The organism is Citricoccus nitrophenolicus, from assembly GCF_047305825.1.
Classification (GTDB): domain Bacteria; phylum Actinomycetota; class Actinomycetes; order Actinomycetales; family Micrococcaceae; genus Citricoccus; species Citricoccus nitrophenolicus.
This window is the reverse complement of the sequence record NZ_CP063070.1, coordinates 2,601,279-2,616,388: the sequence shown is the minus strand read 5'-3', so window position 1 is coordinate 2,616,388 and position 15,110 is coordinate 2,601,279. Positions and strand designations below refer to the sequence as shown.

Sequence of the window (15,110 nt, the reverse complement as noted above, 5' to 3'; positions counted from 1 at the left end):
GCCATCATCCCACCGGAGAGTGGTCCTCAGCGGGGTGTGACGGCGGAGAGCCAGGTCGATTTGGCCCCCACGCGGGACCGGAACTGGTTGCCGGTGATCTGGGATGTGGTGCCGTCTGCGGCCGTGGCGCTCACGTACCGGGCTGAGTCCGCCCCATCCAGGGTGAACCGCACGGACACCACCGAGGGCAGTCCGAAGGCACTCGCCATGGTGGCCTGACTCACGGACTGCGTCCACGAGGCGTTCGGGTTGTGGGCGTCCGCGGAGAGGCTGTAGGGGTCAGGCCTGCCCTGCAGATAGGGCACGGCATTGCCCCACACGTCCACCGCCGAGCGCGTGTGGCCACCGCTGGAGGAGAAGTACACGGCGTCGACGATGCCCCCGCCGTACCAGAGGCTCTTCGCCCGGACCGGGGTGCCGGCGGTATTGCGGCTCAGGGTGCCGTCGACGGCCGCCGTCCAGCGTTTCCCGTAGACCGCCCCGGTACCCTCGCTCTCCTTCGCCCAGCCGGTGAACTTCTGGGAGCGGACCTCGTCCCAGACGTGACAGCCGCAGTCCGCCTTCAGGGAGCCCATGTTCCGCAGGGCATAGGAACGGCCCGCGATGGCCTGCGCCTGCAGTGCCGCTGCTGGCCAGGAGGAGGGCATCTCCGCCAACCCGTAGAGGTATTCGTCGTTCATCCGCAGTTCGGTGACGATGTTGAGCCGGCCGCCGATCACCGTGACGATGACCTTGCCGTGGCGCAGGTCCAGGGGCCGGGTGCTCCCGTCGGCGTCCGGCACCCGCAGGGTGGCCGCATTCGGCGAATCGAGGTTCCAGAACCGGGTGCCCGGCCACTCGAGGATCGCGGAGCCCGCCCGCTTCCGGGTTCCGTCCGGCATCGTCGTCACCACGTCACCGCCGTCCGCCTCCAGCCGCACGGCACCGGTGGTGGGCAGGACCGAACCGGCGGTGCGGACCCGCACATAGCCGTCGGTGCCGTTGAGCTTGGTGGCCTTGAGGGTGGTCGAGGCCGTGGAGAGCAGGTGGACGCGGAGGTTCTCGTAGGCCCGGTGCGAGGAGGAGGAGACCTGGACGCCGGTGTAGTAGTACTGCAGGATCTGCTCGGCCGTGCGGCCCCCGGCAGCCATTGCCCGGGCCCCATACTGACTCATGCCGGCCCCATGGCCCCAGCCGGAGCCCTGCACCGTGAAGGAGTCGGGCACCACGGAGGTGTCATAGCCGAGCTCCTCTGCCACCGCCCGGATCAGCTGGGCCGTCTCGCCCCGGTTGATGTGCTGGCTCGGCCGGTACGTGCCGTCGGCATAACCATGGGTGGCGCCGATGTCCTTCAGCCAGGAGATGTGCCGGTGATAGGTGCTGCCCACCTGGACATCGGCGAACGGGTCGGAGCCCGGGGCGGGATAGGCCGGGTCGGCCACCCCGTAGAGGATCTTGGCCAGCTCGCCACGGGTGATGTGGCGCAGGGGCTTGAAGGTGCCGTCCGCGTATCCGCTCACGACGCCCTCGTGCACGAGCCAGGTGATGGGGGCGTAGTCCCAGTTGTCCGGGTCAGAGACATCCGGGAATCCACTGCTGTCCGGCGGCATGAAATCCGGGTCCACCAGCCGGTGGAGGAAGGCCGCCGCCTCAGCGCGATTGAGATTGTCCCGCACGCCGAAGATCGATCCGCCGGAGCGGCCCGTGGTGATGCCGGCCTGCACCATCCAGGTGACGGGCTCATAGTAGGTGGAGCCCGGTGGGACGTCACGGAACTCCTCGGTGGCCGCGCGGGCCGGGGCGGCGAGCGCGGCCCCGGAGGACAGCACCAGCACGGAGGTCAGCACCAGGCTGAGCATCCGGCGAAGGATCGTTCGAGGGCCCATCCCTCGGCGGGACGGTGCGGGTGATGGCGTGGTGGCGGGCACGGTGTTCCTCCGGGAAAGTCTGCGGAGACGCCCGGTCCGCCGCCCTCGGCAGCGCCTGCGTCCCCACCAACCAGTATGCGCCCAGTGCGCGGCCGGTGATCACATTCTGACGCCGAGGATCTGATGCCGTGGCCCAGACGCAGTAGTGGAGCCCCCTACCGGATTCGAACCGGTGACCCCCTGTTTACAAGACAGGTGCTCTGGCCAGCTGAGCTAAGGAGGCGAGAAGGGCCGGTTCCCGGTCACACCAGCACGTACGTGGGTGTCGGCGGAAGCCGGCCCTTCAAGGGTAGCCGATGCCCTCGGTCAGGACTGTTCGGCGATCTTGCCCTCCACGTACTCGGCGAAGGGGGTGCTCTGGTCCCAGTTCTCGCCCTGGACCCACACGGACGGGGTGCCGGCGATCTGTGCCTCGCGGGCCTGCAGGCCGGTGTGCGTGACGAAGGGGCGGTACTCGTTGCCGTCGATGCAACCGCTGATGTCCGCGCCCAGACCGGAGGCCATCTCCTGGAGCTCGTCATCGCTGAGGCCCTCGCCCTGCTTGGTGGCGTAGCTCGCGAAGATCTGCGTCAGGAAGGAGTGGTAGTTCTCCGGGGACTGCTCCGCCATGCACGCCAGCGCGTTGCCGGCCCGGGAGGAGTAGTTGCCGGTGGCCGGGTTGTCGAGGTAGTCCAGCATCCGGTATTCCACGGTGACCTCGCCGGCGTCCAGCCATTCGGCCATCTGGCCCGAGTTCTGCTGCTCGAAGTCGGCACAGTGTACGCAGTTCGCGTCCGCATAGACGATGATCTGGGCTGGCTCACCGGCCGGCCGGGCCTCGCCGCCGGGGACGGAGGTGGCCGCCTCACCGGTGTTCTCCGGCTGGGCCGCCTCAGCGTTGTCGACCTCCGTGAACCCCTCGTCACCCGGGGCCAACTCGCTCGTGGAGGTGAGGGCGATGCCGCCGTACTCGTTGGCCGCGCTCGGCACGGGCCCTGCCTCGGGGATGGCACGGGAGGAGTTCATGAAGATGACGCCCACCACCACGGCGATGACCACCACCACGGCCCCGACCACGCCCCAGCGGACCATGAGGGAACGCCGCTTCTCCTGACGCCGCTGCTCCTCCTGCATCTGCCGGGCCTTCTCGCGGGCGGTCTGCTGCCTCTCGGCCTTCGTCTGCTTGTTGCTGCTCGCCATGGTCCTGCCTGTCGTCCTGACTGTCTGGGTCGTTGCGGTCTGCCTGGCCGGTGTCCCCCATGCCATCCGTCTCCGGGCCAAGGGCTAGGTTACCGGTCCAACCTGAGAACGCGGTCCAGGGGAAAGCACGGGGAGATAGGGTCATAGACGGATCCAGATCGGGACCGAGAGAAGGAGTTCTGAGTAGTGAGCAACCGCGTTGACCTCCCCATTGGAGCCCCCTCCTTCCTGGCACGGGCCGAGCACCGTGTGGGTGTTCCGCCCGAGCCCGGCGACCACGACCTCGTGGTGGTGGCCAACCGCCTGGCCGTGGACCGGGTGACCGAACCGGACGGAACCTCGTCCTGGCGCCGCTCCCCCGGCGGGCTCGTGACGGCGCTGGCACCCATCATGGCCCGCCGTGAGGGCGCCTGGGTGGGCTGGGGCGGCGTGGCGGACGAGGCGCTGGAGCCGTTCACCCATGACGGCATGCACCTGGTCCCCGTGGAGCTGTCCGAGCAGGAGCTCACCGAGTACTACGAGGGCTTCTCCAACTCCACGCTGTGGCCGCTGTACCACGATGTGATCGCGCGCCCCTCGTTCCACCGGCAGTGGTGGGACACCTACCTGACGGTCAACGTCCGCTTCGCCCGGGCCGCCGCCGCCACGGCCGCGCCCCACGCCACGGTGTGGGTGCAGGACTATCAACTGCATCTGGTGCCCCGGCTGCTGCGGCGGCTGCGGCCGGATGTGAGGATCGGCTACTTCCACCACATCCCGTTCCCCCCGGTGGACCTCTACACCCAGCTGCCGTGGCGCCGTTCCCTGCTGGAGGGGTTGCTGGGGGCGGACCTGATCGGCTTCCAACGCCGCTCGGACGTGGCCAACTTCACCGGGGCCGTGCGGCGGCTGCTGGGCGGTTCCTTCCGCTCGGGGGCCCTGAACGTGAACGACGGCCACGGCGGCGAACGCACCGTGACCGCCGAGGCCTTCCCCATCTCCATCGACGTCGGCACCATCACGGCCCTCTCACAGGACCCGGAGGTGCAGGCCCGGTCGCGGCAGATCCGCGAGGAGCTCGGTCACCCGAACACCGTCCTGCTGGGCGTGGACCGGCTCGACTACACCAAGGGCATCCCTCACCGCATCAAGGCCTTCGCAGAGCTGTTGGAGGACGGCAGCCTGGACGTGGAGGACGCCTGCCTGGTCCAGGTGGCCAGCCCCTCCCGCGAGAACGTGGACTCCTACCAGGAACTGCGGGATGACATCGAGCTGGCCGTGGGCCGGGTCAACGGCACCTACGACACCATGGGCCACACCGCGATCCGCTACCTGCACCACTCCTACCCGGTCGAGGAGATGGTGGCCCTCTACCTCGCCGCGGACGTCATGCTCGTCACCGCGCTGCGTGACGGCATGAACCTGGTGGCCAAGGAGTACGTGGCGGCCCGCGGCGGCCGGGGCGGGGTGTTGGTGCTCTCGGAGTTCGCCGGTGCCTCGGACCAGCTGCGCAAGGCCCTGCTGATCAACCCCCATGACATCGACGGGATGAAGGAGGCCATCGTGGAGGCCATCGCCATGGCACCTCAGGAGGCCACCAAGCGCATGCGCTCCATGCACCGGCAGATCATCACGCATGATGTGAACAAGTGGTCCCAGGACTTCCTGGACCGGCTGGCCGGAGGGGACCCCCAGGGGCACGACGCCGGCCCGGAGACTCCGCGATGACCGGTCACCTCCCGCAGGAGCCCGGGTCCGAGCTGCCCGGCGAGCTGGCCTCTGCCCTGCGGCGGTTCGCCGGACGGGACCGGATCCTGGTGGCTGTGGACTTCGACGGGGTGTTGGCCGAGCTCGTGGACCGGGCGGAGGACGCCCGTCCCGTGCCCGAGAACGCCGCCGCCCTGGCCGCCCTCGCGGTACTGCCAGGCGTGCATACGGCCCTGGTGTCCGGGCGCGCCCTGGCCTCGCTGATCGCCGTGGCCTCACCCCCGGAGTCCACCCTGCTCATCGGTTCCCACGGCGCCGAGCGCCGCCTCGGTCCGGACGCGCCGCCGCTGGAACTGGACGCGCAGCAGTGCAGGGTCCTGGCCGCCGTCGGGCAGGTGCTGGAGCCGGTGGCGCGCCGGTATCCGGATGCCTGGGTGGAGCACAAGCCGGCCGGCCGCGTGTTGCAGGTGCGGCTGGCCGGTTCGGATGAGGCCAGGCGCCGGGCGGTGGCGGAGGCCGAGGCCGCACTGGGCGAACTGGCCGGGGCACCGGAGACGGATGGCTTCTACGTGAGTCACGGCAAGGACGTGCTGGAGGTGTCCGTGGTGCGTGCGGACAAGGGGCAGGGGCTGGACCTGTTGCGCCGGGTCACGGGGGCCGAGGCCGTGCTGTTCGCGGGGGACGACGTCACGGACGAGGACGGCTTCGCGCGCCTGGATGCCGGCAGGGACATCACCCTGAAGGTCGGCGAGGGCCCCACGGCCGCCCGGTACCGGATCGCGGGACCGGACCAGTTGTCGGCGGTGCTGCGTGAGGTGGCCGCGTGGCGCGGCTGAGCCTGCAGGGCATCACGGTGCAGTATCCCTCGGCCCAGGCGCCGGCGCTGGCCGACCTGGACCTGACGGCGGACGAGGGTCAGTTCGTGGTGGTCTCCGGGGCGTTGCGCAGCGGCAAGTCCACGCTGTTGCGGGTGGTGGCCGGCCAGGAGACCCCCGTCAGCGGCCACGTGCTGATCGGCGGGGTGGACGTGACGGGCCTGCCGGCGCAGGATCGTGACGCCGTGCTGGTGTTCCAGAACTACGCCCTGTACCCGCACATGGACGTGCAGGAGAACATGAGCTTTGCGCTGCGCGTGGCCGGGGTCCCGGAGGCCGAGCGGCTGGACCGCGTCCATGAGGCCGCCCGGCTGCTGGACCTGGAGTCCCAGCTGACCTGGGGCCCCGAGGAGTTGACGAGGCCCCAGCGCCAGCAGGTGGCGTTGGCCCGCGCGGTGGTGCGGCGCCCGGCGGTGCTCCTCATGGACGACCCGCTGGCGGCCCTGCCGCCGGAGCTCAAGGACCACACCGCCGGGCTGATCCGTTCCCTGGCCCGCACACTGGGGGTCACCACGGTGTACGCCACGGCCGAGCCCGGGCCGGTGGCCTCGGTGGCGGACCGCCGCCTGCGGCTGGACTCCGGGCGGCTCAGGGAGGAAACTGCCGTGTCATGACACCCCAATCCGGTTTGGACATCACCACGTCCGTGGGGGCGGACCACGGGGAGGGCGCCTCGGAGCTGCTGCGACTGCCCTGGGACGTCCCCCTGGAGGACTGGCCCGAGTCCGCGTTGGCCGCTCTGCCCCGCGGGCTGTCCCGGCACGTGGTGCGTTTCGCCCACCTGGAGGGATCGGTGGTGGCGGTCAAGGAGACCACGGAGTTCACCGCGCGCCGCGAGTACCAGCTGCTGCGCCGGCTGGAACGGCTGGACGTCCCGTGCGTGGAGCCGGTGGCCGTGGTGGCCGGGCGTCGCGCCTCCGATGGCGAACCGTTGCCGACCGCCCTGGTCACCCGGCATCTGCGCTTCTCCCTGCCCTACCGCGCCGTGTTCTCCCGCCGGCTCCACCAGGACACCCTGACCCGGCTCATCGACGCCCTGGCCCTGCTGCTGGTGGAGTTGCACCTGGTGGGGTTCTACTGGGGGGACGTGTCCCTGTCCAACACCCTGTTCCGCCGGGACGCCGGGGCCTTCGCCGCGTACCTCGTGGACGCGGAGACCGGAGAGCTGCACCCCTCCCTCTCCCGCGGACAGCGTGAGCACGATCTCGAGCTCGCCCGGGTCAACATCGCCGGGGAGCTGATGGACCTGATGTCCGGCGGCCTGGTGGACCAGGACGTGGACCCGGTGGCCACCTCCGAACTGATCATCGACGCCTACCGCCGCCTCTGGGACGAGCTCACGGGTGACATGTCCTTCCGTCCCGGCGAGCGCTGGCGGGTGGAGGAGCGGATCCGCCGGCTGAACTCACTGGGCTTCGACGTGGAGGAGTACGCCATCCGCACCACCGAGGACGGTTCCCGGCTGGTGCTGCAGCCCAAGGTGGTGGACCCCGGGCACCACCAGCGCCGGCTGCTGGGGCTGACCGGCCTGGACGTACAGGAGAACCAGGCTCGGCGCCTGCTGCGGGACATCGACGAGTACCGGGCCGTCAACCACCCGGACATGGACGAGCACGAGGCCGCCAACCGCTGGCTGGTCGAGGTCTTCGAACTGGTCTCCCGCGCCATTCCGCAGGAGTTGTCCGGCAAGCTGGAGCCCGCCGAGGTGATGCACCAGTTGCTGGAGCACCGCTGGTACCTGTCCGAGAACCAGTCCCGCTCCGTCCCCCTGCCGGAGGCGCTCGAGTCCTACATCGAGACCGTGCTGCCGCACCGCCGGGATGAGGACGCCGTGGTGCTGCATCCCACCACCACCATGTTGAAGGCCGTGGAGCTGCCCTCGGAGAACTACGACTAGTACTCGTCCCTTGATAGCATCACCACACGGCGATATAATCGCTCCATGGCGATGAGTATGCTCCAGACCGAGCCCCTCGACGAGGTGGCCACGGCCGCCTACGCCCACCTCTTCCAGGCGCTGGCCGAGCCCACCCGCCTGACGCTCGTGCAGCACCTCGCCTCCGGCGAGCACCGCGTGCGGGACCTCGTGGACCACCTGGGGCTCGCGCAGTCCACGGTCAGCAAGCACCTCGGCTTCCTGCTGGAGTGCGGACTGGTCACCCTGCGGCCCGAGGGCCGTTCGACCTGGTACTCGCTGGCCGAGCCCGAGCTGCTGCGCCACCTGACCGGCGCCGCGGAGAGGATCCTGCAGGCCACCGGCACGGACGCCGTGCTGTGCACGCACCTGCGCCAGCCGCACCGCCACCGGGACGCGGCCGCCCCGCTGCCAGCACCCGTCCCGGTCCCGATCCCGGAGGACGGGTAGCCATGGGCGCCGGACATACCCAGCCGGGCCAGGCCGGTGACCACCGCGCCCGTCTCTGGATCGCCTTCAGCCTGACCGCGGTGATCGTCCTGGCGCAGGCCGTCGGCACGGTGATCACCGGCAGCCTCGCCCTGTTCACGGATACGGCGCACGCCCTGACGGATGCCTCCGGACTGCTGGTGGCGCTGATCGCGGCCACCCTGATGCTCCGGCCGTCCACCTCCAGGCGGACGTGGGGGTTCCGCCGCATCGAGGTGATCGCCGCCCTGGGGCAGTCGGCACTGCTGCTCGTGGTGGGCGTCTACGCGGCCGTCGAGGGCATCCGGCGCCTGTTCGCCCCACCCGAGGTTCCCGCCGGGGAGCTGCTCGTCTTCGGGATCATCGGGCTGGCGGCCAACATCCTCGCGCTCGCCGTGCTGTCCACCAGCCGCGGCGCGAACCTGAACATGCGCGCCGCCTTCCTCGAGGTGCTCAATGACGCCCTCGGCTCCCTGGGAGTCATCGCCGCCGCCGTGGTGATCGCCACCACCGGCTTCCAGCAGGCCGACGCCCTCGCGGGGCTGTTCATCGCCGCACTGATGGTGCCCCGAGCGTTCATCCTGCTGCGGGAGACCACCAGCGTGCTGATGGAGTTCACCCCGGCCGGGCTGGACCTGGACGAGGTGCGCCGGCACCTGCTCGCCCTGGAGCACGTGGAGGACGTCCATGACCTGCACGCCTCCACGGTGGCCAGCGGGCTGCCCACCCTCACGGCGCACATCGTGGTGGAGGACGGCTGCTTCAACGACGGCCACGCGGCTGCGATCCTCCAGGACGTCAAGCGGTGCGTGGCCGAGCACTTCGAGGTGCAGGTCCACCACTCGACCTTCCAGATCGAGACCAAGGAGGTCGCGCGGCACGAGCCCGCGTCCGTCACGCACGACTGAGCACCGTGTTCAGCGCCGCGGCACGAGAGGTCATCCGATTCCGGTCATCCGGGCCGTGGAGTCGGGCCGTGGTGATCGGTATCGGATGACTGTTGGAAGACGACAGGTCGGAAGATGACGGCCTGGTCAGTCGCGGGCGCAGAGCAGGAACGCGTGGGCGGGCACCTGCCGGCCCCCAGCGACCGCCACACGCCCCGGGACCTCCACCAACGAACCGTCAGCCCCGTGGCCGGCCAGCAGGCGGAATCCCTGCAGGTCTTCGGGCACCGGCATCGGATCGGTTCCCAGAGCGGCCAGCAGTACCACGGAACCGGGCCCGGATCCCGTGACCCCGCGGTCCATCCGGACCCAGCGGCGCCCCTCGTCCCCGGTGGCCCGGGTGGTGGCGCGGTCCGGGTCCGTCAGCTCGGGCCGCTCGGCGCGGATCCGGGCCAGGGTCCGGTACAGCTCCAACAACCGGGCATGCCGGCCCGTGCCCGCCTCCTCCCAGCGCAGGGTGGAGTCGGTGAACGTCTCCGCCGCCTGGGGGTCCGGCACGTGCTCGCCCCAGGCCATCCGAGCGAACTCCCGGCGGCGTCCCTCCGTCACGGCCCGTGCCAGCTCGGCCTCCCGGTGGGCCGTGAAGAACTGCCACGGCGTGGAGGCCGCCCACTCCTCCCCCATGAACAGCATCGGGGTGAAGGGGCCGGTCAGGAGCAGGGCCGCCGCGATCGCCAGTTGCCCCTCGTCCAGGGATGCCGCCAGCCGGTCACCGGCGGCCCGATTGCCGATCTGGTCATGATTCTGCGCGCTGACCACCAGCGCCTCGGCAGGAATCCGGTCCCCCAGCGGACGGCCGTGGTGGCGCTGACGGAACGAGGACCAGGTGCCGTCGTGGAAGAACCCGCGGTTGAGGACCTTCTCCAGCGCCCCGAGGGGCTCGAAGTCCGCGTAGTAGCCGGCGGTCTCCCCCGTCAACGCCACGTGCACCGCATGGTGGAAGTCGTCCGACCACTGCCCGGTCAGCCCGTAGCCGCCGGTGCCGTCCTGGCCCGGACTGGCGCGCGCGGTGATCAGCCGCGGATCGTTGAGATCGGACTCCGCCACGAGCACCAGGGGGCGGCCCAGCCGGTCCGAGAGCGCGTCCGTCTCCGCGGCCAGCTCCTCCAGCACGTGCACCGCCCGGGAGTCCTGCAAGGCGTGGACCGCGTCCAGCCGCAACCCGTCCACGTGATACTCCTCGAACCACATCCGGGCGTTGTCCAGGATGTACCGGCGCACCTCGTCCGAGTCCGGGCCGTCCAGGTTGAGCCCGCTGCCCCACCCGGTGGACCGCTCGGTCAGGTACGGCCCGAATCGCGGCAGGTAGTTCCCCGAGGGCCCGAGGTGGTTGTAGACCACGTCCTGGATGACGGCCAGTCCCGCCGCGTGGCAGCGGTCCACGAAGTCCTGGTAGGCGTGCGGGCCCCCATAGGAGGCATCCACGGCGAACCAGCCCACGCCGTCATAGCCCCAGTTATGCCGGCCGGCGAAGGAGTTCACGGGCAACAGCTCCACATGGGTGACCCCACACGAGACCAGGTGTTCCAGCCTCCCCGCGGCCGCCGCCAGGGTGCCCTGCTCCGTGAAGGTCCCCACGTGCAGCTCGTAGAGCACGGCACCGCGCAGCGGCCGGCCCGTCCAGTCTCCGTCCTGCCACTCGTGCCCCGAGGCGTCGAACAGCCGCGAGGGTCCGTGCACGGTGTCCGGCTGCCACCGCGAGCGCGGGTCCGGGAACGGCCCCTCCCCGTCCACCCGGTAGCCGTAGTCATGGCCAGCGCTCTCGGCACTCTCAGCGCTCGAGGCCCCCACCGGCGCTCCGGGCTCCCACCAGCCGGTGGCGGCCTGCAGCATGGACACCGAGTCCACCACGTTCCAGCGGCTCTCGGTGCCGTGGACGGCGCCGGGAGGGTCCGCGGTGAACACCAGCTCCACGCTCTCCGCGTGCGGAGCCCAGACGGCGTAGGTCTCGTGCGGACCCAGGCGGGCGCTCATGATAGGGTGTTCCCGTCCTCGGGCACCAACAGGGCCACCGGATGGTGTTCGAAGAGCTCGGCCAGCCGGGTGGTGCCGTCCGTATGGGCTCCGCCGAAGCGGCGGCCGGTCAGCAGGTCCACCAGGACCTGGCGTGGGAGCACGACGGCGGCCTCGCCCCAACCGCCTTCATCGTCCAGTCCCAGCGGCCACCGGGTGGCCACGGTGATGCTCCCGCCGCGGGTGAAGGCGATGACGTGGTCAGCGGCTTCGCCGATGACGTCGAGTTCCTGATAGCGGCTGTACCACTCGGGGTGCTGGCGGCGGGCCCGCAGGGCGCGGGAGGTGACCAGCAGCTTGAGCCCGGCGGTGTACTCGGCGAGCAGGCCGCCGTCGTGCCCGGTGGTTCCAGACTCCGCCTCGGCCCCGCCTGCCGCCTCCACGGCGGCCGGGAACTCCGGCACCCACCCGCCGTCGAGCCGGGCGAGCAACGCGGCGCGCTCGGCGAAGTCCACAGGGCGGCGGTTGTCCGGGTCCACCAGCGTGGGGAAGGGGATCTCGGTTCCCTGGTAGACGTCCGGGATGCCGGGCAGTGTCAGCTGGATGAGCTTCATGGACACCTGGTTCACCATGCCGGGCACTGCCACCCGGTCCGCGATCGTCTGCAGTGTCTCCCGCAGCTCCCCTCCGGGGGCGGTGGCCTGCACGGCGAGGTCAGCGAGCGCAGCCTCGAACTCCTCGTCCGGCTCGGTCCACGTGGTCCGCGTGGCGGCCTCACGGGCCGCCTTGAGGGCGTAGTCGTTGAGCCGCGCGGTCTCCAGCGCGGTGCCGTCCACGGGCCAGGCGCCCACGATGGTCTCCCACAGCAGCTTCTCGAACGGCCCGTCTCCCAGCGGGGCGAGGCCCATGAGGCGCTCCAAGGTGGCGGCCCACTCCTCGGGAATCTCGGAGAGCACGTCGATCCGGGCGCGGACGTCCTCGCTGCGCTTGGTGTCATGGGTGGACAGCGTGGTCATGGTGAGCGGCATGCGGGCCTGCCGGTCACCCTGGAGGGCGTGGAACCTCTCCAGGGACTGGGCAAAGGAGGACGGGTCCCCTCCGACCTCGTTGAGGGACGCCAACCGGGTGTACCGGTAGAACGCGGTGTCCTCCACACCCTTGGCCATCACCATGCCCGAGGTCTGCTGGAAGCGCTCCCCGATCGGGTGGTCCGGGTCCGCGAGCAACGGCAGCAGGGCCCTGACGGCCTCCGTCAGGTCAGGACGACGGCGCACCGCGTCTGAGGCGGCCCCGTCCAGGTGATGACGTCCGGTGGGCAGGTAGGACCGGTAGACCGGGAAGCAGGCGAGCAGCTCGGCCAGCGCATCCTGGAGTTGCTCGCCCTCCGGGTCCTCGGGCAGCAGCCCGGGGACCAAACGCGCCAGGCGGTCCACCTCGGAGCGCAGCATCCCGTCCGCCACGGCCCGCTTGGTGCCGTGGATCATCTCCGCCCACACCACCTCGGCCGCCGCAGAGGTCTCCCCGGACTGGTCCTCCGTGCGGCCCCAGCCGCCGAGCCGGCCGGCCACCTCGTCCAGCACCGGGGCACCGGCGGGATCCGTGAGCACCCGTTCGATCTCGCCCAGGGCGTCGTACCCGGTGGTGCCGTCCACTGACCACGCCGCCGGCAGCCGTTCCCCATGCTCGAGGATCTTCTCTCCCAGCAGGTAGACCCCGCCGGTGGCCTGGCGCAGGTTCTCGAAGTAGCCACCCGGGTCCGCCAGCCCGTCCGGGTGGTCCACTCGCAGCCCATCCACCAGGCCGTCTCGGATCCAGGACAGGATCTCCCGGTGGGTCTCGGCGAAGACGCGGGGGATCTCCACGCGCACCCCGGCCAGGGAGTTGACCGCGAAGAAGCGCCGGTAGTTCAGGTTCTCGTCAGCCTCACGCCATGGCATCAGCCGGTAGTTCTGCAGATCGTGCGCGGCCCGGGCCAACTGCTCCTCGCCGGCGTCCGCTCCTGCGGCGGAACGCGCCGCCTCCTCGGTGCCCGGAGCCAACGGATACACGTTGTCGTAGTAGTGGAGCTCCCCGTCCACCACCCGCAGTCTCGCCAGCTCGGCCTCAGGGTCCTCATCCGTGCCGTCTCCCAGGACGGGCAGCCAGATCCGGGAGTCGCCGGCCTCCCAGTCGATGTCGAAGGCCGTGGCGTACTTGGAGGCCCGCCCGTGCTTGAGCAGGTCCCACCACCAGGCGTTGTCCTTGGGGGTGGCCACCCCCACGTGGTTGGGCACGATGTCCGCGAGGATCCCCCCGCCCGCGGAGTGCACCGCCTCCGCCAGTTCCCGCAGCCCGGTCTCCCCGCCGCGGGCGTCATCCACACTGGTGGGATCCACCACGTCATAGCCGTGCGTGGAGCCCTCCTCCGCACCCAGCATCGGGGAGAGGTAGAGCCAGTCAACCCCGAGCTCCCGCAGGTAGGGCAGCACCTCGCGCGCCCGGTCCAGGGTGAAGTCGGCGGTGAGTTGCAGGCGGTAGGTGGACGCGGGGACTCTCTGCGGACTGGTCACGTGGTGCACGGTAGCAAACGCACGGAGCCGTGCGGGCCGTGCTGGCCGTGCTTCGGCAGGGCTATTCGGGCGCTTCGGTCAGGTCCCGGCTGATCTGCGGTTCCCCGGACTCCTCGAAGGTGATCAGCACGTCTTGGTGGACGGTGCCGTCCGGCATGGTGACGTCCGCGTTGAGTGCGTTGCCGCGCCACTCCTTGCCCAGCACGGACTCGACCCCGTATTTGGCGGTCACGTTGTCCTGGATGGCCCGGTCCGAGGCCTGGGACTCGAAGGCGGCGAACACCAGGGCCGCCACACCCAGGATCAGCACCCCGATGCCGGCCATGATCTCCCGGGTGGCGTCCCGGGCGCGGTCCGGCCCGGCGTAGCGGGCGTCCTGGTCATCCGCGTGAGTCCGGTAGCGCTTGCGGCGCCACAGGCCATGAGCCAACACCGCCGCTCCGATGATGGCCAGCAGGATGCCCATCCCCTGGGCCACGAGAGGAGTCTGGAGGTCGATCGGCGCATACATGCCTCCATTCTCCCCCGAACCTCCAGACCTGCGCACTCCAGGTCAGTACCTCCGGGGGCGACACCGCCGATGGCCAGGACCCTGGCGAATCCCCGTGGGGACACCGGTCCATGGCCCCCGTCACGGCAGCTGCTCGCCCCGCGCCGCGGTCCAGAGCCGGTACCACTGCTCCGCGTCCATCCTCCGCGCCACGTCCGCGGCCTGGCCGCAGTCCGCGATCCGGGCGGGGGTGAGAGAGCCGATGACAGGCCGGATCCCCCACGGCAGCCGCACCAACCAGGCCAACACCACGGCCTCGCGGCTGGTCTCGAGTTCACGGGCCACTCCGGCGACCGTCGCCACCGCTGCTGCGGTGGCCTCGCCGGGGCCATGGCGCGTGAACATCCCCTGCGCCAGTGATCCCCAGGCCTGCAGGGTGATGCCCCGCTCCCGGACGAACTCCACCAGCCCTCCCATCCCCGCGGACGGCGCCGCCTCAGGATGGTTCGCCAGGACCACCGACTCCACGAGCGCGCGCCGGTGCAGCCCCATCTCCAGCTGCACGCACACCAGCCCCTCGGCGCCCCCACTCGCCGCTCGCAGGGCATCATCGAAGCGCCGCACCCAGGCCAGGGGCATGTTGGACACCCCCAGGCGCCCGACGACGCCCTCGGCCTGGGCCTCGAGATAGGCGCCGACGGTCTCGGCCGGGTCCGTCAGCACGTCCGGGCGGTGGATGATCAGGGTGTCGATGCGCTGGGTGCCCAGCCGAGCCAGGGAGGCGGTGATCGACGCGCGCACGTGCGCCGGGGACGAGTCGTAGCGAGTGGCGGCCTCCCCGTGCAGTGGGGACCCTCCCACGAGGATTCCGCACTTGGTCTGGAGGTGGAACCTGTCCCGCAGGCCGGGCTCGGCAGCCAGCAGCCGGCCCAGGGTCTCCTCGGACCGGCCGTGCGCATAGATGTCCGCCGTGTCCACGGTGGTGATCCCGGCCGCCAGCGCGGCCCCCAGGGCCTGCCGGGCCGTAGCGTCCACGGCCTCCCGGCCGGCGTCGTCCAGGGGCTCGGTGCCCCAGCCGCCGCCCCAGCCCATCAGGCCCAGCACCACGGGTTGGGCAGCACCGGCCGGCAGGATCCCCACC

The 15,110-nt window shown here is 70.9% G+C and carries 12 protein-coding genes and 1 tRNA gene; 6 read left to right on the top strand and 7 right to left on the bottom strand.

Annotated features, from left to right (window positions below; genetic code table 11):
• Positions 1 to 26: 26 nt before the first annotated feature.
• The 3 genes from IMT31_RS11925 to IMT31_RS11915 all read right to left on the bottom strand — a co-directional run bounded on the left by IMT31_RS11925 (position 27) and on the right by IMT31_RS11915 (position 3,086).
• Complete coding sequence (locus IMT31_RS11925; protein WP_413542911.1) at positions 27 to 1,838, bottom strand: SpoIID/LytB domain-containing protein; 1,812 nt, start codon at positions 1,836 to 1,838, stop codon at positions 27 to 29.
• A 215-nt stretch (positions 1,839 to 2,053) separates the two neighbouring features.
• Positions 2,054 to 2,130, bottom strand: a tRNA-Thr gene (locus IMT31_RS11920).
• An 83-nt stretch (positions 2,131 to 2,213) separates the two neighbouring features.
• Positions 2,214 to 3,086, bottom strand: coding sequence for a DsbA family protein (locus IMT31_RS11915; protein ID WP_413542910.1), 873 nt, complete (start codon positions 3,084 to 3,086; stop codon positions 2,214 to 2,216).
• Between the two features lie 249 nt (positions 3,087 to 3,335).
• Between IMT31_RS11915 and IMT31_RS11910 the strand changes: the two genes are divergently transcribed.
• Genes IMT31_RS11910 through IMT31_RS11885 form a run of 6 tightly spaced genes read left to right on the top strand, consistent with a single transcriptional unit; the run spans position 3,336 to position 8,938 of the window.
• Positions 3,336 to 4,793 (top strand): alpha,alpha-trehalose-phosphate synthase (UDP-forming), encoded by a 1,458-nt coding sequence (locus IMT31_RS11910; RefSeq protein ID WP_413544416.1) that lies wholly within the window; start codon positions 3,336 to 3,338, stop codon positions 4,791 to 4,793.
• Positions 4,790 to 5,608, top strand: coding sequence for a trehalose-phosphatase (otsB, locus tag IMT31_RS11905; RefSeq protein ID WP_413542909.1), 819 nt, complete (start codon positions 4,790 to 4,792; stop codon positions 5,606 to 5,608). Before IMT31_RS11910 ends, otsB begins: the two co-directional genes overlap by 4 nt.
• A complete protein-coding gene (locus IMT31_RS11900; RefSeq protein WP_413542908.1) occupies positions 5,596 to 6,261 on the top strand; it encodes an ABC transporter ATP-binding protein in 666 nt (221 codons plus the stop codon). Before otsB ends, IMT31_RS11900 begins: the two co-directional genes overlap by 13 nt.
• On the top strand, positions 6,258 to 7,544 hold the full coding sequence (locus tag IMT31_RS11895) for a DUF4032 domain-containing protein (RefSeq protein WP_413542907.1): 1,287 nt from the start codon (positions 6,258 to 6,260) through the stop codon (positions 7,542 to 7,544). The genes IMT31_RS11900 and IMT31_RS11895 overlap by 4 nt, the downstream gene beginning before the upstream one ends.
• A 45-nt stretch (positions 7,545 to 7,589) precedes the next feature.
• Positions 7,590 to 8,012, top strand: a complete 423-nt coding sequence (locus IMT31_RS11890) for a metalloregulator ArsR/SmtB family transcription factor (protein WP_345359301.1) — start codon at positions 7,590 to 7,592, stop codon at positions 8,010 to 8,012.
• Between the two features lie 2 nt (positions 8,013 to 8,014).
• Positions 8,015 to 8,938: a cation diffusion facilitator family transporter gene (locus IMT31_RS11885; RefSeq protein ID WP_413542906.1), complete on the top strand. Its 924-nt coding sequence runs from the start codon at positions 8,015 to 8,017 to the stop codon at positions 8,936 to 8,938.
• A gap of 126 nt (positions 8,939 to 9,064) precedes the next feature.
• Here IMT31_RS11885 and treZ read toward each other — a convergent pair whose 3' ends face one another.
• The 4 genes from treZ to IMT31_RS11865 all read right to left on the bottom strand — a co-directional run bounded on the left by treZ (position 9,065) and on the right by IMT31_RS11865 (position 15,109).
• Positions 9,065 to 10,951 (bottom strand): malto-oligosyltrehalose trehalohydrolase, encoded by a 1,887-nt coding sequence (treZ, locus tag IMT31_RS11880; RefSeq protein ID WP_413542905.1) that lies wholly within the window; start codon positions 10,949 to 10,951, stop codon positions 9,065 to 9,067.
• Positions 10,948 to 13,488 (bottom strand): malto-oligosyltrehalose synthase, encoded by a 2,541-nt coding sequence (gene treY, locus IMT31_RS11875; RefSeq protein WP_413542904.1) that lies wholly within the window; start codon positions 13,486 to 13,488, stop codon positions 10,948 to 10,950. The genes treZ and treY overlap by 4 nt, the downstream gene beginning before the upstream one ends.
• A gap of 52 nt (positions 13,489 to 13,540) precedes the next feature.
• Positions 13,541 to 13,990 carry a hypothetical protein gene (locus tag IMT31_RS11870; protein ID WP_345359289.1) on the bottom strand — a complete coding sequence of 150 codons (450 nt, stop codon included), beginning with the start codon at positions 13,988 to 13,990 and terminating at the stop codon, positions 13,541 to 13,543.
• Positions 13,991 to 14,110: 120 nt separating this feature from the next.
• Positions 14,111 to 15,109 (bottom strand): aldo/keto reductase, encoded by a 999-nt coding sequence (locus tag IMT31_RS11865; protein ID WP_413542903.1) that lies wholly within the window; start codon positions 15,107 to 15,109, stop codon positions 14,111 to 14,113.
• Position 15,110 lies beyond the last annotated feature (1 nt).

Coding starts and splice junctions, on each gene's coding strand:
- IMT31_RS11925 (WP_413542911.1), bottom strand. CDS start 1,838: ATGCTCAGCCTGGTGCTGACCTCCGTGCTGGTGCTGTCCTCCGGGGCC.
- IMT31_RS11915 (WP_413542910.1), bottom strand. CDS start 3,086: ATGGCGAGCAGCAACAAGCAGACGAAGGCCGAGAGGCAGCAGACCGCC.
- otsB (WP_413542909.1), top strand. CDS start 4,790: ATGACCGGTCACCTCCCGCAGGAGCCCGGGTCCGAGCTGCCCGGCGAG.
- IMT31_RS11895 (WP_413542907.1), top strand. CDS start 6,258: ATGACACCCCAATCCGGTTTGGACATCACCACGTCCGTGGGGGCGGAC.
- IMT31_RS11890 (WP_345359301.1), top strand. CDS start 7,590: ATGGCGATGAGTATGCTCCAGACCGAGCCCCTCGACGAGGTGGCCACG.
- IMT31_RS11885 (WP_413542906.1), top strand. CDS start 8,015: ATGGGCGCCGGACATACCCAGCCGGGCCAGGCCGGTGACCACCGCGCC.
- treZ (WP_413542905.1), bottom strand. CDS start 10,951: ATGAGCGCCCGCCTGGGTCCGCACGAGACCTACGCCGTCTGGGCTCCG.
- IMT31_RS11870 (WP_345359289.1), bottom strand. CDS start 13,990: ATGTATGCGCCGATCGACCTCCAGACTCCTCTCGTGGCCCAGGGGATG.